Annotated in this window: 27 protein-coding genes and 1 pseudogene; 6 read left to right on the top strand and 22 right to left on the bottom strand. The window is 34.0% G+C overall.

Annotation, left to right across the window (positions count from 1 at the left end):
• Positions 1–169: 169 nt before the first annotated feature.
• The 5 genes from BGI23_RS11190 to BGI23_RS11170 all read right to left on the bottom strand — a co-directional run bounded on the left by BGI23_RS11190 (position 170) and on the right by BGI23_RS11170 (position 3600).
• Positions 170–481 carry a hypothetical protein gene (locus tag BGI23_RS11190; RefSeq protein ID WP_000417681.1) on the bottom strand — a complete coding sequence of 104 codons (312 nt, stop codon included), beginning with the start codon at positions 479–481 and terminating at the stop codon, positions 170–172.
• Positions 463–1485 (bottom strand): anti-sigma factor, encoded by a 1023-nt coding sequence (locus tag BGI23_RS11185; protein ID WP_070805947.1) that lies wholly within the window; start codon positions 1483–1485, stop codon positions 463–465. The genes BGI23_RS11190 and BGI23_RS11185 overlap by 19 nt, the downstream gene beginning before the upstream one ends.
• Positions 1475–1975: a sigma-70 family RNA polymerase sigma factor gene (locus BGI23_RS11180; RefSeq protein ID WP_070805946.1), complete on the bottom strand. Its 501-nt coding sequence runs from the start codon at positions 1973–1975 to the stop codon at positions 1475–1477. Before BGI23_RS11180 ends, BGI23_RS11185 begins: the two co-directional genes overlap by 11 nt.
• A gap of 616 nt (positions 1976–2591) precedes the next feature.
• Entirely contained in the window at positions 2592–2825 is a 234-nt protein-coding gene (locus BGI23_RS11175; RefSeq protein ID WP_000500109.1) for a DUF3947 family protein, read from the bottom strand.
• A gap of 376 nt (positions 2826–3201) precedes the next feature.
• A complete protein-coding gene (locus BGI23_RS11170; protein ID WP_000464534.1) occupies positions 3202–3600 on the bottom strand; it encodes a CHRD domain-containing protein in 399 nt (132 codons plus the stop codon).
• Positions 3601–3804: 204 nt separating this feature from the next.
• Here BGI23_RS11170 and BGI23_RS11165 point away from each other — a divergent pair, with 204 nt between their 5' ends.
• Positions 3805–3942, top strand: coding sequence for a DUF3956 family protein (locus tag BGI23_RS11165; RefSeq protein WP_000443219.1), 138 nt, complete (start codon positions 3805–3807; stop codon positions 3940–3942).
• Positions 3943–4065: 123 nt separating this feature from the next.
• Here BGI23_RS11165 and BGI23_RS11160 read toward each other — a convergent pair whose 3' ends face one another.
• The 3 genes from BGI23_RS11160 to BGI23_RS11150 all read right to left on the bottom strand — a co-directional run bounded on the left by BGI23_RS11160 (position 4066) and on the right by BGI23_RS11150 (position 5776).
• Entirely contained in the window at positions 4066–4341 is a 276-nt protein-coding gene (locus tag BGI23_RS11160; protein WP_000525900.1) for a hypothetical protein, read from the bottom strand.
• Between the two features lie 405 nt (positions 4342–4746).
• Positions 4747–5100: a hypothetical protein gene (locus BGI23_RS11155; RefSeq protein WP_070805945.1), complete on the bottom strand. Its 354-nt coding sequence runs from the start codon at positions 5098–5100 to the stop codon at positions 4747–4749.
• 445 nt (positions 5101–5545) lie between these two features.
• Entirely contained in the window at positions 5546–5776 is a 231-nt protein-coding gene (locus tag BGI23_RS11150) for a terminase small subunit (protein ID WP_000883185.1), read from the bottom strand.
• A 75-nt stretch (positions 5777–5851) separates the two neighbouring features.
• On the opposite strand from BGI23_RS11150, the gene BGI23_RS11145 reads away from it, so the two are divergent.
• Positions 5852–6460: a hypothetical protein gene (locus BGI23_RS11145; RefSeq protein ID WP_070805944.1), complete on the top strand. Its 609-nt coding sequence runs from the start codon at positions 5852–5854 to the stop codon at positions 6458–6460.
• 5 nt (positions 6461–6465) lie between these two features.
• Here BGI23_RS11145 and BGI23_RS28385 read toward each other — a convergent pair whose 3' ends face one another.
• Positions 6466–6612 (bottom strand): hypothetical protein, encoded by a 147-nt coding sequence (locus tag BGI23_RS28385; protein WP_172801683.1) that lies wholly within the window; start codon positions 6610–6612, stop codon positions 6466–6468.
• Between the two features lie 81 nt (positions 6613–6693).
• The gene (locus tag BGI23_RS28380; protein WP_172801682.1) at positions 6694–6855 is read right to left on the bottom strand and encodes a hypothetical protein; all 162 of its coding nucleotides are present in this window, start codon (positions 6853–6855) and stop codon (positions 6694–6696) included.
• Positions 6856–6964: 109 nt separating this feature from the next.
• Between BGI23_RS28380 and BGI23_RS28655 the strand changes: the two are divergent.
• The 3 genes and pseudogenes from BGI23_RS28655 to BGI23_RS11135 form a co-directional block, all read left to right on the top strand.
• Positions 6965–7187 (top strand): annotated as a pseudogene (locus BGI23_RS28655) (hypothetical protein); the annotation flags it as partial.
• Positions 7188–7199: 12 nt separating this feature from the next.
• Positions 7200–7541, top strand: coding sequence for a thioredoxin family protein (locus BGI23_RS11140; protein WP_255256062.1), 342 nt, complete (start codon positions 7200–7202; stop codon positions 7539–7541).
• 295 nt (positions 7542–7836) lie between these two features.
• Positions 7837–8718: a cation diffusion facilitator family transporter gene (locus BGI23_RS11135; protein WP_000380376.1), complete on the top strand. Its 882-nt coding sequence runs from the start codon at positions 7837–7839 to the stop codon at positions 8716–8718.
• Here BGI23_RS11135 and BGI23_RS11130 read toward each other — a convergent pair.
• The 5 genes from BGI23_RS11130 to BGI23_RS11110 form a co-directional block, all read right to left on the bottom strand.
• On the bottom strand, positions 8708–9343 hold the full coding sequence (locus tag BGI23_RS11130; RefSeq protein WP_002163663.1) for a phosphatase PAP2 family protein: 636 nt from the start codon (positions 9341–9343) through the stop codon (positions 8708–8710). The two genes, BGI23_RS11135 and BGI23_RS11130, sit on opposite strands and share 11 nt — an antisense overlap.
• Positions 9344–9420: 77 nt before the next feature.
• A complete protein-coding gene (locus BGI23_RS11125; protein ID WP_070805943.1) occupies positions 9421–10176 on the bottom strand; it encodes a sporulation protein in 756 nt (251 codons plus the stop codon).
• Positions 10158–10979, bottom strand: coding sequence for a serine/threonine protein kinase (locus BGI23_RS11120; RefSeq protein WP_070805942.1), 822 nt, complete (start codon positions 10977–10979; stop codon positions 10158–10160). Before BGI23_RS11120 ends, BGI23_RS11125 begins: the two co-directional genes overlap by 19 nt.
• Complete coding sequence (locus BGI23_RS11115) at positions 10979–11161, bottom strand: hypothetical protein (RefSeq protein ID WP_000473370.1); 183 nt, start codon at positions 11159–11161, stop codon at positions 10979–10981. The genes BGI23_RS11120 and BGI23_RS11115 overlap by 1 nt, the downstream gene beginning before the upstream one ends.
• A 110-nt stretch (positions 11162–11271) precedes the next feature.
• Positions 11272–11451 (bottom strand): YozD family protein, encoded by a 180-nt coding sequence (locus BGI23_RS11110; protein ID WP_000658451.1) that lies wholly within the window; start codon positions 11449–11451, stop codon positions 11272–11274.
• Positions 11452–11600: 149 nt separating this feature from the next.
• Here BGI23_RS11110 and BGI23_RS28120 point away from each other — a divergent pair, with 149 nt between their 5' ends.
• A complete protein-coding gene (locus BGI23_RS28120; RefSeq protein WP_070805941.1) occupies positions 11601–11768 on the top strand; it encodes a DUF3930 family protein in 168 nt (55 codons plus the stop codon).
• A 4-nt stretch (positions 11769–11772) separates the two neighbouring features.
• Here the strand turns inward: BGI23_RS28120 and BGI23_RS11100 are convergent, their stop codons facing one another.
• From BGI23_RS11100 to BGI23_RS11070, 7 genes are all read right to left on the bottom strand, one after another.
• Positions 11773–12435, bottom strand: coding sequence for a hypothetical protein (locus BGI23_RS11100; RefSeq protein WP_000101501.1), 663 nt, complete (start codon positions 12433–12435; stop codon positions 11773–11775).
• Between the two features lie 190 nt (positions 12436–12625).
• On the bottom strand, positions 12626–12841 hold the full coding sequence (locus tag BGI23_RS11095) for a YozE family protein (RefSeq protein ID WP_000750724.1): 216 nt from the start codon (positions 12839–12841) through the stop codon (positions 12626–12628).
• A gap of 72 nt (positions 12842–12913) precedes the next feature.
• Positions 12914–13186, bottom strand: coding sequence for a YokU family protein (locus tag BGI23_RS11090; protein WP_000995764.1), 273 nt, complete (start codon positions 13184–13186; stop codon positions 12914–12916).
• Positions 13183–14604, bottom strand: coding sequence for a lysine 2,3-aminomutase (kamA, locus tag BGI23_RS11085; protein WP_000902136.1), 1422 nt, complete (start codon positions 14602–14604; stop codon positions 13183–13185). The genes BGI23_RS11090 and kamA overlap by 4 nt, the downstream gene beginning before the upstream one ends.
• Before the next feature lie 211 nt (positions 14605–14815).
• Entirely contained in the window at positions 14816–16201 is a 1386-nt protein-coding gene (gene rocR / locus BGI23_RS11080) for an arginine utilization transcriptional regulator RocR (RefSeq protein ID WP_001997445.1), read from the bottom strand.
• A 99-nt stretch (positions 16202–16300) separates the two neighbouring features.
• Positions 16301–17146, bottom strand: a complete 846-nt coding sequence (ablB, locus tag BGI23_RS11075) for a putative beta-lysine N-acetyltransferase (protein WP_070805940.1) — start codon at positions 17144–17146, stop codon at positions 16301–16303.
• Positions 17143–18411: a peptidase gene (locus tag BGI23_RS11070; RefSeq protein ID WP_048556977.1), complete on the bottom strand. Its 1269-nt coding sequence runs from the start codon at positions 18409–18411 to the stop codon at positions 17143–17145. The genes ablB and BGI23_RS11070 overlap by 4 nt, the downstream gene beginning before the upstream one ends.
• Between the last annotated feature and the right edge of the window lie 10 nt (positions 18412–18421).

Genomic DNA, 18421 nt, shown 5'->3' with positions numbered 1-18421 from the left:
CCATATTATGTAAAAGAGATTCACAATGTTTGGACGAACTATTGTTCCCCCTATACTTGTCGCCTATTTATATACACGTAAGCGGAAGACATTTCAATAACACAACAACCTAGTAGTATAGTAATCTCTATTCAAATTTGATAAATCCCTTTCCTTTCTATTTTACTTTTTATGGTCCAAAGCTTATCATCCAACCTAACATAAATCCAAATATAGAAAACAGTAGCATAAAAACAAATAAACTACATGCCCACAATGCATATTTTCGACTTTTTCTTTTTGTGATCATGCCTACGACTGAACATAACAATCCAACGCCAACTATTTCCCGAAAACCTTCGCCTATAAATGTTTCTTGACTAAGCAATGTAATGTTCAAATACAATAACGCTAGAAAGGCAATAATTAATGAAATAGTCCCCATCCATGTTTCTTTTTTATAACTATGACTCTTTCTTTTTTTTAAGAATGCCAATTCCATAATCTCGCTTCACCTACTTTCAAGTTTCTAACTTTTTCATGGCTCATCAATTTTTCAACTTCCCCTTTAGGTCCAGTTACAACTGCCCCGTATGTTTTTACCCCATTTTTTTCAAGGAAAGAAATACGCTTTGACAACTCTAATGTTTTCGCTCTAGATAGCTTCATCGCTAAATCTTCATGCTTTTGTAATGACTTTAACACATCAATAAATTGTTCCTCATGAGGTGAATCACTCACAAAAGCACCACTTGGTCTTGAAATCATATCTGCTGGAAAACCAATCGGAGCAACATACATACCCTCGTCATTCGTTTGCTTCTCCTCTAACCCTGTATTAACGGCATACCAGACGATATCAATAGTGGGAAACATATTCGTTACCTCTTGTACACTCAACAATTCTCTAAAAGATATAAATGCTTCTACAACAGATTCTTGCGGAAGACCCTTTAATTCTTGCGCTTCTTCACTACTATTATAGGATGAATTATAATTATTAGGATGAGACAATACCTCGTTATCTATATATGGGACTTCCGGAATTTTTTCATCTGTTGTATATTTACGGCTAACTTTCGTTGCTCTACTAAATATATAATCTGTTTTCTCTTCCCCTATTCGAATATCTTTCTTCCCTACCCTTTTATACAAATCAAAATGCAATTGTAAACTAAGCGGTAACAATGTTTGCTCCATGTCCCTATCTTTCAAAAATACATTTGGTTCTGTTACACTTAATGTTTGATTTACTACATTCCGTATCTCCATTGCGTTTGTAGGTGCAAATACATAGTATGCGAGAGTAGATATATATAATATAGGTTGAATAAGTAATAAAAAAGTAAATACAATTAAAACATTCGTAATACGCGCTCTTTTTTTCCCTATTTTCATCACTTGCTCCTGTTTTCCATTAGAAAGTGCATCTGGCCTTTGATGAAGAGCTTCTTGTAACAATTCTTTATAATCATCTTGTTCAGAATGAGGTTTATCATTTGTCATTTTGACTCTTTTCCTCCTTTAACAATTCTTTTAATCTCTTTCTCCCGCGAAATATGTGACTTTTATACGTGTTTAACTTTAAATCTAATACAGAAGCACCCTCTTCGTACGTTAATTGATGTACGTCACATAATAAAATAGCTTGCGCCTCTACCACTGGTAAAGTATGAATAATCTGAATTAATTTTTCATAACTATTTTTTGCGACTACATACTCTTCTGTAGATTCACCTGCTTGAATTGTTTCTAATTCCTCCGTTCTTACAAAAGCTACTTTTTTCTCTTTCCTAACAAAATCAATAAAGGTATGATATGCCACTTTAAAAAGCCATGATTTCACCTTTTGGTTTTCATAGTCTTCTAGATAAAGAAACGCCCGATAAAAAGTCTCCTGCATCAAGTCCTCCGCTACATGATGGCTACGAGAAAGGGAAAATAAATACCGGTACACATCGTTTATATAAACTTTATATATTTCTTCAATCTCCATCCCCCTCCTCCTTTCATATATAACACGAATAAACAAATTAAAAAGTTGCATTATTTTTCCTTTTTATTCATAAAAAATATTTATACATTTCAATAACTATTTACAATTATAAACAAAACATAAGATGTTATGGCTATAAATATACTTCAAAATGGGGAAAAACGGTCCGGATGTTCTCCTGCTCTTGTAAATTGATAGTCATAGGACAATCTTCCTGTACGATATAACCACAGATAGGATTTCGTTGCTACCTCTCGTCCTGGTTCGCATTAGTAAATGTTCATGTATCTTTTCATATAGTGCCACTATCCATCATTTGTCATGATAAGATAATTCTCATTCTTTCTTCGATCGACGATATTTTCTTACCAAAAAACAACTTGTAGAGTATGTACAAAGATTATCTCATCAGCTATTTACAAATTGTAGATGGAACTATTTGACGCTTACATATACACTCACCCCCCTCAATTATTTCCGCTATTTGCGGATACCTCAAAATTCGGCATCTGTGATAAAGGTAGATGGGAGCTGGGTTTCCCGTATATATCCAATTGGTAATGGTTAGGTTAATAATCGGTTTGGGATACCTGCTCCTATTCATAAAATTTTCAGCTTATAGATTGAAGACAGTTCCATATGGAATCGTAAGAAAAGAACTTCCATACGGTGTGATTTGATGCACTGGATAAAAATACTCCATAGATGAATAATACGGCTGGATACCTTGTTGTTGCATTTGTAACGCTTGTTGAACAGCTTGAACTGTACTTTGTGCTCCGCTAAACGTTATTGATGTACCATATGCTGGTCGCATACCCGCTTGAGAATAAAAATACGAATAAAACATTTTTTTCAGCTCACTTTCATATAAGTTATTACAAATTATGTTATGATTCTTTATTTCAGTGGGTGCTGAAAGTTAGTCTATTAGCTTTGATTAGGTTTAAAAATTTCTATTCTCTCTTACACTTTCATATTTCATTTACAAAGTTTATCTCCTAATACTAATTTAATTTTCGTAGGGGCATTTCATTTACAAGTTTTCGATAATTATTTTACAAACTAAAAAGGTAAAAAATTCACTATTTCTAATTCCATTCGATTACCTTCAAAACTATACAAATGAATTTTTAAGATTATTAAAGGTAAATTATCTATCTATACATCCTCCACAAAATAAAAGCACCCTAAACGGATGCTTTATTTTTCACTACTATAATTTCTTAGCAATAATTCAATTGTCCACGAATTTCACCATTAGGATGTTGTACTGTATGAACATTAATATAAATGTTTCCAGATATGATTTCATTTACAAGAGTAGCTAATGTTTGACCCGCTAACGGCCCAACCAAATCTTCTTGAGTAATTATTCCCGTAAGCGTTGCACACTCTATTGAAACCGGATTTGTTATAGGTCCAAATAAAAAAGCTACAACAGGACCATTAGTTCCTTTTGCTCCAATATGCAGATGGGCAACTACTACATCCTCTATATCAAATAAATCCAACTTAAATTTTAGGCTAAGCTCGTCCTGGCTTAATTTAAAGAAAGCCTCCCCTCGAGCGTCTGTTTCTACTGGTGGAACTTCATTTCTACCACGTAGCTTTGCAAAAAACATATCTATCACTCCTATGCTTTTATATACTACTAATATATTCATACCCTTTATATAAGGTGATAAAGAAGCAGTTGTTAGACCAATAAAAATTCATTTTATATGATAGATTAATTTATCAATTTTATAAAATTCATTAATTTAACTATAACGTTATTTAAATTTAATTCATATATTGTAGTAGATTACTAGAAGGGAGGTGTAAATATGGAAAGTTGTGTTTTGTTCGTTAATGGACAACCTCTTTTAGTGGTATCAGTTGCTGGAATCGAAATTGCTAGATTAGAACTTTCTCTTCAAGTAGCATTGACTTTAATAGCATTAGGAATTCCAATCTGTGCATAAAAGTTAGGCATTTATAAAAAGAGGGCTTAAGCCCTCTTTTTTATTTTTACCTTTCCTTCACAACAAAAAAAGACGCCATTAAAATCACGGCATCACGTACAATAATTGCGATTTGTTTTATCATTACTTCACTAGCAACCCTAATTCATGTAGAATTTCTGAGAACGAATAGCCATATGCAAAACCTATAATACGAATCCCTGGGGTCCATCTATGTTCTAAATTTTCATTGTATGTTTTCTTATAATACTTTAATTCAGAATCTATATTATATTTGTCGTTAATAATTACTTCCTCACTATGAAATCCATCTATTTCAATCTGAACAGCTACGTACTCTGCTCCCTCAATTAAGGCTTTAATATAACACTTTTCTAATTCCTCTAATGTCATCCCCATTATTAACCTCCTATCATAATGGGCGTTTTGTTCGATAAAAAAGAACATCTGGATCAGTAAATACGAAGATATACAAAAGGTAATCTCATTGAGTATTCAATAGTTTATAAGCTGTTTTCTTGTCCCACAACATATTATATGATTTTTATATAAAAATAGTTCATCCAAAAAAGTAAAAATTACCATTTATTATTTTAAAAGATAGTTACAATCTTATTTTTTAAGCTAGTCTATCAATCGCTCCCTTGTGTTAAAAGAAGCAACTAATTATATTTATGAGTTTAAAAACAGTCACAAATTATCTATATCACACTCTAACCTTATTTTCCTAACCTCCTATACCATCACCTTCTAAAATTCCTTTCCACAATAAAAAAGCAGCTGTTACGCTACTTTACATTCATTTTATCCCCAAGAGAAATGATAAATATATTCCCCCGTTACACTTTGATTAATCCCAGTAATTCTAGCAAATCTCATTAAGTCTGCCCCTTGAAGAAAATACATCGCAAGCATTACTGGTACTTGCGACCACATAAATTGATAAAAATCCTCGACTCTTTCGTTTGTTGAAACAATTAAATCATTTACAGGCCCTTGATTCCATACAGAAGTACTAACTAAACGAAACGGAAGATCTTTCCCATTAACTACTATTCTTGCCATGCTTTGAGTTATGTCCACATCAATTCCCTCCATCATTACAAAAATCGGACCTGTGTATTTACTCCTATGGTTATAAATATTCTTGACTTTCATAAATGACTAAGGCAAACCTCTATTTTTCACTTCTATTCAAATGAATTTATTACAGTAAAAAACAAATGAAATTTTAGTATTACTCTCCCTCAACTTCCGTATTATTTAGATCATTTATACCCTTGTTCGCTTTTACAATCTGGTATGCAAAATTACATATCTTATTATCTCAATATCACTTTATTAACTACAATTTGATAGAAATTCATTTGTATCACCTGATAAATCAGCGTTTGTAATTTAATTCCTTATTTAAAATTCCACCCTTTTATTTTTAAACACTATATTCGAATAATTATATTGGAATTTCTTGTTGTATACACGTCTATCTTTTTCATGTATTATATACGAGAAGAGTAAGGTAAGAGTTACTCTTTGCCATTTTAGGAAAGGTCCTGTTGGAAACAACAGGACCTATTTTCGTATTAGTAAAAGCAATCTTGATTTACTCATTTAACCCACTCATTACTTCCCCAAATATAGTTTCAACCATTTTTGCTTTAAGCTCTCTGACCTGAAATGCTATACGTTCTCTTCTAAGTAATCGACTACTCGTACTATGCGTGCTTCTCTTTACATACCTAACTTTCCGTACAGCTTGTTTCCCTTTAAAGTATTTCACATAATACAAACAAAAGAACCGTTCTTGTTCCGTCAACTCTTCATCATCTAGCATCTCGTTCACCTCCTTAAAAATGCAGGATTTCCCTTTCCACTATCGAATTAATAATGTTCGGAAAGGGGGTGTAACATGGCGGAAATTAAAGTGGGACTTACACAATTTTTAGACTTTACACTGAAAAGTAGTGCAGCTAAAACAAATTTTGTAAAGAATCTTAAATCTCAACCTGAATATCACCCAGTTTTTGATTACTGGAAACAATTACGAGAAACTGTTATTAAATTTCATAAAAACGAACTACCTTTTGACTGTTTTGAAACATTAGTACAAACTGTTGACCAGAAGAAAAAGCAAAACTACATTGATGTTATAAAGCAGTATAAAAAATTTATTAAAAACAAAGACGTCTCTTGGTTTGATCCAGGTAAATCACATTGGTTATCACATAATTTAATCGTCCGCTCATCACCTGAACTTGGTTTGCTCATTAATGATGAGCCACATCTTATTAAACTGTTTTTCAAAGGAAAAAAAGAGCGAATTGATAAATATAACATCAACTCAACATTAACATTATTAAACGAATCAACATTTTCGAATGAACATAACAATGTGAATTATACGGTCCTTAATATCCAAAAGAACAAAATGTATACGAATAACTCTATTAATAATGATCATGTAATAGCTCTTGAATCAGAAGCTCACCAGCTTTGTTATTTATGGAATAAGATATAAAGGGTTTAGGAATCTCTTTCTATGTCTTGTTCACACGTAATTTGGTCACATTTTTCACAAACTACATTCATTTCATTTAATGGAAGCTCACCTTCTTGTTTCTCACAAACAATGCAGGGTGGGCGTTTTAAAAAATTAATTTCTTTACCCATTTCAACATCCTAGTTACCCCTTTGAAAGAATAATGTAATACTGTCTTTCTATCACATCTACATTCCCCCTAACTTCTACCGCTAAATACTTCCTAACATGTTCTTACGATTCCTTTCTCGCTCCATATCATGTTTTTCTTTCACTCTATACAGTGTCGCAATTTCCCTTCTTGTTAGCCTTGCTTCTTTTATCTGCATTACTTTATTTAGATGTAATTGTTGCTGGAACTCCGCTAACGCCACTTAATCTCTTCTCTCACAACACCTCATAAAAATATATGGGGAAAAGAACTTTATAGCAATGGCTATCATGAATACAATTTACCTTACTAATAAATAGTAGCCTTACAATTTCAGAAGTTTGACACAGCTCACGAAAAAGCTTATAAAGAAAAGTGAGGTTCCTAATATTCATTCTAGATTTAAGATGCATATAAGACTAGAACATAAAAAGTAGAATCACACTGGATATCTACTCATATGTACCAGGACTTCAAGAAACTGCGGTAGATCAATTTGCTAACGAATTTTTCGAAAAGAAAGGTTCTCCCTTTCACAGCAAATACACCGACTAAATAACCAAAAATATTGATAGTGAAAAAGGAGAAACTAACATGAAAGAAATCAAATCTGAACAGGAATTCAAAGACATCATCGCAAGCGAGGAGCCAGTAGTTGTTAAGTTCTTTACTACATGGTGCCCAGATTGCGTGCGTATGGACAACTTTATCGGAGATGTGATGGAAGAGTTCAATAAGTTTGAATGGTATTCTATTAATAAAGATGAGTTCCCAAATATCGCTGAAGAGTATCAAGTAATGGGTATTCCAAGTTTACTTGTATATCAAAATGGGGAGAAGCTAGGCCACTTACATAGTGCTAACGCAAAAACTGAAGAGCAAGTTACTGAGTTTTTAGAAGCATACTAAGATGAAAACCCTCTGAAAAATATTTTCTAGAGGGTTTTTATTTTTCCTAATCACCTTTGAGCGTTGTCGTATACGGATTCCTCATAATACTTGTATCCTTTCACCTATTTCCTCAATCAAAATCGAGTTCACACTTTAACTTTGCACTTTACAACATATTTTTCCTTCACGAAACTTTGTTATCCACTTCTTAAAAAGCTATAAAACGTCAACAATGTTTGTATAGACCCACACGACTTTCGTTTGATACTCTATTTATAGAAAGAAATTCCTTGTAGAAAGGTGAGTGATTAAAATGGATACTCTTTCTCATAAAGAAGCTGATAAAGGTGCTATTGTCAGCATTTTGGCCTACATATTTTTATCCTCTATGAAAATCATCATCAGTTATATTACCCTCTCTAGCGCATTACGTGCTGACGGTTTAAATAACTTAACCGATATCGGTGCTTCTTTAGCGATATTAATTGGTCTAAAAATCTCTCGGAAACCTCGTGATCCAGATCATCCATATGGGCATTCGCGTGCAGAACAAATTGCATCACTTGTTGCTTCTTTTATTATGGCAACGGTCGGATTAGAAGTTGTTATTAGTGCCATTCAATCTTTTTTAAATCCGAAACAAGCAGCACCTAATGTACTTGCTGCATGGGTAGCTTTATTTTCTGCTGTCGTTATGTACTGTGTGTATTTGTATACGAAAAAGATTGCAGCACGAACAAGAAGTAAATCATTAGAAGCAGCTGCAAAGGATAATTTATCAGATGCTCTCGTAAGTATCGGTACAGTAGTAGGTATTGTCGGTTCGCAGTTCCAAATGCCTATTTTAGATCCTATTGCTGCTTTAATTGTCGGTCTTATTATTTGTAAAACTGCATGGGAGATTTTCGTAGAAGCTTCTCATATGTTAACGGATGGAATCGATCCAGATAAGATGGAAGAGTACGCTGATGCGATTGAACATATTGGTGGCGTGGAAAACATCGTAGATATTCGCGCTCGTATGTACGGGAATCAAACGTACGTTGATATTACAATTGAGGTAGATGCTCGTATGGATGTTGGAGAAAGTCACTGTATTACTGACAACATCGAGGCAATGCTTCGGAAAAAGTTTGGCATTTATCATGCGCACATTCATGTTGAACCAATGGAAAAAGAACCTATTATGACATAGGTTCTTTTTTAATGAACGTTTTATGAAATATAACACATAAAACGAGCCAGCTACCGCCAGCTGCCCATCCTGCTAATATGTCAGATGGATAGTGAACGCCAAGATATATTCGGCTAACTGAAATAGATAATACAACAAAGCTCGCTATAAAAATAATCAACAATTTTTTATGCAACGTAATACGTTCTTCTGTAATCGTGACGTATGCAATAAATCCTAAAAAAGCAGTAGCATTCATCGTATGACCGCTCGGAAAACTATATCCAGTTGCAGTAACAAGCTGCGACACATCAGGTCTTGCTCGCTCGTACCATAGTTTAAGCATACTGTTTAAATAACGAGATCCATAATAATTAATTGTTAGAAGTAATGCACTAAGCAACTTTTTTCTAACGAGAAAATACATTACAAGAATAATGAGTAACGGAAAATATATTCTTTTGGAACCGATAAAAGACACCCAAGTAAAGTAGGCTGTCAAATAATCGTTTCGAAAACTTCGAATAAAATGCGCGACTATATTGTCAAATTTCTCAATACAAGCGGTATGATACGAAAGTGATAATACGACAAAACAAATGAGTAGCGTTGAACTTAACAAGTATAAATGTCGATATCGTTTCACATACATAACCTCACTATGCAAAAAAATGGAGCGGTTGTTTTAGTTTTCCTCTCCATTCCTTTTTTATGCATAGTTTATTAAAAAATATAATTGTTAATTGTTTCTTTCATTGTTGGAATATCTTCATTCGTTACTGTAAAGCGAATCACTTTCTCATCAAGATCAAGTGCTTCTGCAAATAAACCTGCTAATCCGCGAGATTTTCTGTCTACTTCCATAATAATCTCTAGGCGATCGTAAGCACTTGGCAAGATCAACAATTCTAGTTCATCTAATTTCCCATAATACTGTCCGGAAACAGGAACAAACTCAAATTCTTGTGCGAATGGAACTTGCTTACGTAGTCGACACGGTAATTCTTCACACTCAATATGACGCGCTTTAAAGCCTAATTGATTGACACTTTCTAACACACTATTTAATAATGCATTTGGCAATACTTGAATGTAATCACGATCACTTGGATCTATACTACGTTTAATATCAAGGCCTGTGTGTATCCAAACTGTTTTCATTCCAAGAGTAAGCGGTGTTTCAACTGGCATTTTAAATGAAAATGGAATTTCTCTTTTTTCATTCGGCTCAACAGAAAAAGGTTCTGTTAAACGAACTCGCTCTAAATCATATGTTGTTGTTATTTTTTTATCATCCACTTCTCGAATATACGATGTTGATAGCGTTAAGTAAATGCTTTCAATTTGTTGGCTAACGGAACCTCCAGTTATGTGAACCTTCCCGAGTATCTCTTCTCCTACAATATACTCATCTTTTTCAAGAACTGTATCTACCTTTGCATTACCGATACCAACGCTTGCTAAAAACTTTTGAAACATGGATTCTCCATCCTTTCTAAAGCAAAAGCTACATCTTTTTTTAAATCTTGTACATTCTCATAGTACGGCGTTTTTATTTGTAACATACGCATCAACATTTCACGGTTGTAATTTTCCAAAGTTAATTCGTCATACCATGGCTTTTCATGTTTTTCATTAGATTCATAGCCTGCATATAATAAAAATAATGAGAAATGACCAAGCGCATAAAAATCGCTACGAAAGTGAACTTCTCGCATCAAAGCTTGTTCACCTTCATACGTTGTAGCTCGTTCATCACCCTCACCTTTCAATTTCGCCAACCCAAAATCAATAATACTAATTTGGTTTTCTTTCATTAATATGTTTGGAATGCGTAAATCTCGGTGAATAATACCTTTACTATGAAACACTGATACAATTTCTAATATTTCATATAAAATTTTTAAAACTTCACGTTCTGTATATACATGTCCATCTAAGAAAATATAATCTTCAAAATTTTTACCAGGCATATATTCCATCACAAAAAAGCTTTTTTTCTCCCATACGAAATGATCATATAAACTAGGAATTGCATGATGATTTAATGTTTGTAAAATCATTTTCTCTTGTTCAAATGATTTTCTACCAGACTCATATCTTTGTTTACTTTGTCTTAATTGTTTTAAGACTTTATATCTATTTATTTGTAAATCATTAACGACATATGTAACCCCATAACTACCCATTCCAATTACTGATTCAATTTTATAACGTTCTACAACAATTGTATTTTTTCGCAGTGGTCTATCAAATAAAGCTAGTATACGACGCCATTTCATCAACTACTTGAAAAGAAGCTACGGCTTTTACGTTTTCTTTTATAATGATGATGCCCATAACCAGATGAACGTCGTTTATAATCGCTACTTGAATAAGAGCGACCTCTATGGCGATAATCACTACTAGAATACGAACGATATTTTTTCTTTCCTAATAAAGAATCAATAATTTTTTTGAACATCCCTTCACCTCTTGAGTAAAATTTTCTTTTAATTATACCAAGTATTGCTGGCTACATTTGTGACAAGTTTGTAAAGAGTAAAAAACGACGAGTTAAGCCCGTCGTTACTTTCACTCATCCTCTTCATCAAACACTTCATCAATCATACATTTCTCTAATAAATACTCGAATGTAATATCTGCGAGATCTTCAATTTCTTCTCGTTTTGGGACGTATCCTCTTTCAATTAGTTGCTCATAAAAAAACTCCGCAATCTCTTCCGTATCAATTACGACTTCAATTTCCTTCATGAGCATCACTCCTTTATTTCTGTTTTATGAAAAAATCTCAAAAATATGTATATGAGATTAGAAAAATAGTTTTTCTTTTTTATAGGTCATATCCTTTGGACAAGGTGCATACGATGGTAGTACAAGCTATCAAAAAGGGGGATATAATTATGGAATATCAATACGAGGTAAAACAAGAAGTAGGACAAACAAAAGAAGAGTTCATGCATGAAGATCAATGGGCAGACTCTCTTATTAAATGGCTTTTTATTTTTTTAATAATTGTAGGCATACCTTATACTGCATATGTTGTTGTTCAATTCATTCTCTTTTTCTAGTTAACTATTTTTTCTCTGTCAATTTAACTAAATAATTATGAACAACATCCATAACAATTTTGTATTCTTCATCTTTAAATGTATCAAATAACAATTGATAATCGTTATAAATATCAAGTAATCCATCAATGATTTCTTGACGATTTGTCTTAACACTCACTTTTTTCGAGTTGTTAATTGACTTTAATTTTCCTAAATCTAATTTATTCATACCTGCTTTATCTTGTTTCATTTTCTTCAAAATTGCATTTGCCGTTTGAGCATTGGCAAGTAACGTTAAATCTGACTCATCCGCTTCTAACCATTCACCATCCGTAATTCGTGACAGTTCATATATTGTATCTTCCCATGCGTCATTTTTATATCTCCATACTTCTGTACGAAAACCAACAATTCGAAACACATCTTTATCGTATCCTGTTACTTGCACGAGATCACCAAATGTGAAATTATAGTTTAATTCAATCCACTCAGTTTCACCTTTTTTCATATCTTGCTCTGTAACGTGCTGCAATGTTTGCTCTACGTAAAATCCATCGTGATTATTGACTTCGTATACGTAAACTCCATCTAAAACCTTCATATTTGTGATTTTACCAACGGTTCCATATAGCGTAATCACGACTATGTCCCCTACGTTATATTTAGGTTGCTTTTTCCTTGCCATCTATATCTCTCCTTTTTTTGACGTCGTGATTTTGATAACAGTATATGCAACCTACTTAAAAACGCTTATCACAGAAGCGTATATTCATAAATTTTTTCAATAAAAAATATCATCATATGAAAATTTATTTACAACGTAAAAAAAGCTAGCAAATAGACTAGCTTCATGTCGAAAAAAGTTCATATAGTTTTTATCTATCTTGTATGTATAAATCCCACGCTTCATCAAATATAGACATACTTTCTAGCATTCCACTTAGCTCTAAGTATGAACTAATTTCATCGTAATCTTCAGATTGCTTCGGAAAACTTAAATCATCATACATTGCCTCTGCTAAATTCGATATTTCATTACTAAATAAAGCTGCACGATGCTTCATCATATAGTGGTAAAATGTCTTTTTCAAAAATATTCCCTACCTTTCTAGCTTGGGTACATTATACAAGGCAAAAAAGAAAAAAACCAGCATAAAAGCTGGTTAAAAGTCGAAATAATTTCTTTTTAATAGACGTGGTCTTCCCATTAATTCTTCATATGTTAGTTGTTTTGGTAAGTCTTTCGTATAAATTAGAAACAATTGATCTTCTATTTCTTTCACTGTTTGATCTGATTGATAGTCCATACCACATGAGGAACAAGAAATGCATGGTGTCTCTTGGATTTCAATGGCTTTCGTACCATCTGGTAATTCCCAATATACAGTATTTAAGCTTTCTTTTGCTTCTGTACTGTCACACCACATACAATTCATACTGCATCACCCTCAGTTTTTTTGTCGTTTTCTTCTAATTTAGCCATTTGTGCTTGATATTTTTTATCTTTCAATTGGTCGCGCTTATCACGTTTATCTTTTAATGTTGCATGCGTTTCATTATCCTCATAGTCTTTACGACGGTTCATACGCTGTAAATCGTCTGGAACAAGATTAAATTTCTTATCGCTCATAAGGCCTGCGATACCAACATCTGAACGTTTTTCTTCGTAGTTTGGATAAATTTCTTTAAAGTACCCTTCTGCTCTTCCTGGAATGTAGCTTTCTGGCTCTGGATACGTTGTAATAACACCTTCAAAGTTACGAAGTACAACTTTATCTGCACTTTGCGAGATTAAATAGTTTGGTTGAAGCGCAATTTTACCGCCTCCTCCTGGTGCATCAACAACGAATGTTGGTACTGCATAACCAGACGTATGTCCGCGTAAACCTTCAATAATTTCAAGACCTTTAGAAACTGGTGCACGGAAATGACCAATTCCTTCAGATAAGTCACATTGATAAATATAATATGGACGTACACGGATTTTTACTAAGTCATGCATTAGTTTTTTCATAATTGGAACGCTGTCATTAATACCAGCTAAAATTACTGCTTGGTTTCCGACTGGAACACCAGCATTCGCTAACATTTCACATGCTTTTTTCGATTCTTCAGTAATTTCAATAGATGTATTGAAATGTGTATTTAACCATACTGGATGATATTTTTTAATAATGTTACATAAGTTTTCTGTAATACGCTGCGGGAATACTACCGGCGCTCTCGTTCCGATACGAATAATCTCAACATGCGGAATCTCTCGTAAATTTTTTAATACATATTCTAAAATTTTATCGTTAATAAGAAGACCATCACCACCAGAGATTAATACATCTCGTACTTGTGGTGTTTCACGAATGTAAGCAATTGCATCATCTAATTGTTTCTTCGGCACACCCATTCCAATTTGTCCACTAAAACGACGGCGTGTACAGTAACGACAATACATAGAACATTGATTCGTTACTAAGAATAGTACGCGGTCAGGATAACGATGTGTTAACCCTGGAACTGGTGAATCTTCATCTTCATGAAGCGGATCTTCTAAATCATATTTTGTTTTATATAACTCTTCCGAGATCGGTACAGATTGCATCCGAATCGGACAGCGTGGGTCATCAGGATTCATCAACCAAGCATAGTACGGTGTAATATTTAACGGGATCGTTTTCGTTGAAATTTTAACGCCCTCTTCTTCATCAGGTGTTAAGTTAATCACTTTCTTTAAGTCATCTAACGTTTTGATCGTATTCGTTAATTGCCAAACCCAATCATTCCATTGCTCTTCAGTAACATCTTTCCATAATTCGATATCCTTCCAGTGACGATTTGGTTTGTATACATCATGTAACATTGCTATTCCCCCTTTTTATACGCTCATCCTTTATATAAGCAATAGTTATGCCAACTTTACTTTATTGATAAGTAAACGTACGGATAACCCTATTATATAAGCGAAAAAAATATTTTTAAGCACTGTATGAAATCCATACATACTATCATATTCATTACTTTTTATATATGTAAACGCTCTTTTATTGGTGCAAACACACAAAAACCGCCAATTATTCGGCGGTTTTGTCGTACTTACTCAGTTTATATTGAAGCGTCTGACGAGGGATACCTAACATTTTTGCAGCCTGTAATATATTCCCTTCTGTTTCAATTAACGCTTGATCTATTAATTTTTTTTCCGTTTGATGAAGTGCTTCTCTAAGAGGCAATATGCCCTTCTTCTTTGGAAAACTCTCTTTCCGAAATGTACGCGGTAAACAATTGGCTGTTAATGTATTCCCTTCTGCAATAATGACAGCATGTTCAATCGTATGTTTTAACTCCCGAACATTTCCAGGCCATTGGTAAGCTTGTAGTCTTTCTTTCGCTTCCTTATCCATTTGAAGTACACCTTTTTTATAACTTTTATTATATTCTTTCAAAAAATAAGACGCTAACAATAATACATCCTCCGTTCTTTCACGGAGCGGCGGAATATATAATGAAAAGACATTTAATCGATAGTATAAATCAGTGCGAATTTTATTCTCTTTTAAACATATTTCTGGCGGCTGATTCATTGCGGTAATAACGCGAACATCTACTTTTCTCGTCTTATTATCACCAATACGACGAATAACACCATCTTCTAATACACGTAGCATTTTCGCTTGTAAATCGAGTGGCATTGAATTCAGTTCATCTAAAAACAATGTCCCTCCATCTACAAGTTCAAATAATCCCGCTCGTTCAATTGCCCCCGTATAACTACCTTTCGTCGTTCCAAACAATAAACTTTCTAATAGAGACTCTGGCAAAGCTGCACAGTTTTGTGCAATAAACGGCTTGTTCTTCCGCTTAGAGGCTTCATGAATCGCTTGTACAAATAACTCTTTCCCTGTTCCTGTTTCCCCATATATTAAAACATTCGCATCAGTTGGGGCTACTTTTTGTGCTAATTCTTTCGTCTGTTTAAACCGAGCATCATTCGTCACGATCGTCTCAAATGCAACATCCTTTTTGACCGCTTTTTTTCTAGATGACCGCTTTATTTTCGACTGCAAATCGACTATTGTATCGGTAAGTTTTTGTACTGTGGAATAATCTTTTGCAATTTCAACAGCTCCAGCAATATTTCCATCTATGAAAATAGGTAACGTCGTATTTACTGTACAAATGTCTTCCCCATTTAAGTTTTGATAATGCTGCACTTGATGAACGATTGGCTTTTTTGTATCTAATACTTTCATCAACGTACTTGTTTCCCTAGATAAAGAAGGAAACGCTTCTAACAAATGTTTACCTAACACTTTTTCAATTTTTGATCCATCGTGTTTTGCAGCTACAGTATTATAGAAAATTGTAATACCATTTTCATCTACTGCGTGTATAGCCTCATCAATACTGCCCAAAATCGCCTCAATGACTTCTTGTGTCGAAACTGCTAGCAATGTCATCCCCCCTCTTGCCGAAAATTCAGCAAATACTATGCCGAATTTCCGGCATACCTATGTGCGATTATAAGCATGACGATTCCGCTCTATTTTTATAACGTACTATTTAGACAAATCTTTTACCCATATATTCATATCTTCTAGCTTATCAAAAATGTAGCAATTGTTCGCCAATCTTCCTGTATACGTATAGCCTAACTGATGAAAGGCTGCATTCATTCCGAAAGAAAGCGATCGAGCAATTGTATAAGAACAGAAAATCGATTTTTCTTGAAGTTCTTCTTCTAACTTAATTAATAAACTTTTCATAAACCCATGTTTACGATATTCGGGTAAGGTCGCACAATTCGTTAATTCTGCATTTCCTTCTTTTATATTCATTTCTGCAGACGCTGTACTAATTATTTTCCCCTCGAATTCATACACATAGTAAATTGTATCGTCTTCTTTCATCGTTTGTTTTACATAACTCGCTTCGTTTAAAGGAGTCGGATACACTTCAAATACTTCTCCAAAGACAGCTGCTAATTCTTCTGCGTCCTCTTCTGTCGCTTTTCTTAATAGGAATTTTTCCGGAACTATTTTTTCCTTTACTTCTTTTGCTTTTACACCGCTTAAAATGGTATCTTCCTCAGCCCAATGAATACTATTTCGTCTTTCATCATTATTAAATTTCACGAAGAAGTATGCATCGTGACCTTGAAAATAATGTGGTATTGTTGCTTCTAATAAAAAACCGAAAGAGAGCCATGTTGAAACATGCTCTCCCTTTCCTTTAACAATACATTTAGTGAAAGAATGTTTCTCTGCTAATTCGTCAATTGTTTGGATGATTCTCTCAATATTTCCTGTGTAGTGGTCTACTCGAATACGTTTATTAAAATAGTCCAAAACGCCTTCTACTGTAAAGCCATTCGTCTGTTCTCTAAAAGATTCATAGTATTTCATTTTTTCACCTCACACCAATCTAGTAATGTACATGCAATAATTTTTGCGGCAGCTATCATTTTATCAACTTCTATATATTCGTTTGGATAATGCGCTACTTTCGTTTCTCCTGGGCCAAATACTATCGTTGGTACACCTGCGATTTGTGTAAATAAACCTCCATCAGTCCCCCACGGTGATGCTTCAATAATCGGTTTGTTCCCTTCGATTTCAACAAAGTTATGTTCAAGCGTTGTAATTAACTCATGATTTTCTTCTAGTTCACCTGGAACCCATCTTGCTCCAAACCATTCCACTTCTACAGGATTTTCAACAAACCAATTGTCCACATCATTTAATTCAGCGATCCAATTCTCGAACTCTTCTTTTGCTGCCTCTATAGTCTCATTCGGCGCAATACCGCATCTTCCTTCTAAAATTAATGAATCAGGAACAGAACTTGGCCAACTACCGCCTTCAATTTTCCCAATATTAATTGGAATTGGGATCGGGATTCCTTTAAATAATGGATCTGTAATTCGGTCATTTCTCTTCTCTTCCAACTTTCTCAAATGATCTATAACAAACATACTTTTTTCAATTGCACTTACTCCTTCATAACGCGTCCCACCGTGTGCTGCTTTCCCTTTCACATGTAGACGAAACCACATGGATCCTTGTTGTTTCGGGAAAAACTTCATATTTGTTGGCTCCGGAATAATAACACCATCTGCTTTATATCCTCGTAATATAGTTGCTAATGTTCCTGCTCCGCCGCTTTCTTCTTCTATTACACTTTGAAAATAAATATCTCCTTTTAATTCAATACGAGATTCAATAATTGCTTCCATCGCAAGCATTAATGCGACATTGCCGCCCTTCATATCTGTCGTTCCACGACCATATATACGATTTCCTATTTTCTCACCACTATAAGGATGATAGTCCCACTGATTCACATCTCCTTCTGGTACGACATCAATATGCCCATTTAATATCATAGATTTCCCGTCGCCGCTTCCTTTAAGGGTTGCCACAATGTTCGGGCTATCTGAAAAACTTGTACGCGGTGATACAAAATAAGGATGATCTTTCATTTTAGAAAATGATGGCTCCCATATATCAAGATCTAAACCTAGCTCACGTAATTTTTCAATCACAATTGCCTGCGCACCACTTTCATCACCAGATACGCTCTTTTCTTGAATTAATCGTTTTAAAAATTTTACGCTTTCTTCTTCATGACTCTCAATATAATCACAAACTTGTTTTTTTAATTGCTCCATATATTATATC

This window comes from Bacillus sp. ABP14, from assembly GCF_001831375.1.
Classification (GTDB): domain Bacteria; phylum Bacillota; class Bacilli; order Bacillales; family Bacillaceae_G; genus Bacillus_A; species Bacillus_A paranthracis.
This window is presented reverse-complemented; position numbering and strand designations above follow the sequence as displayed.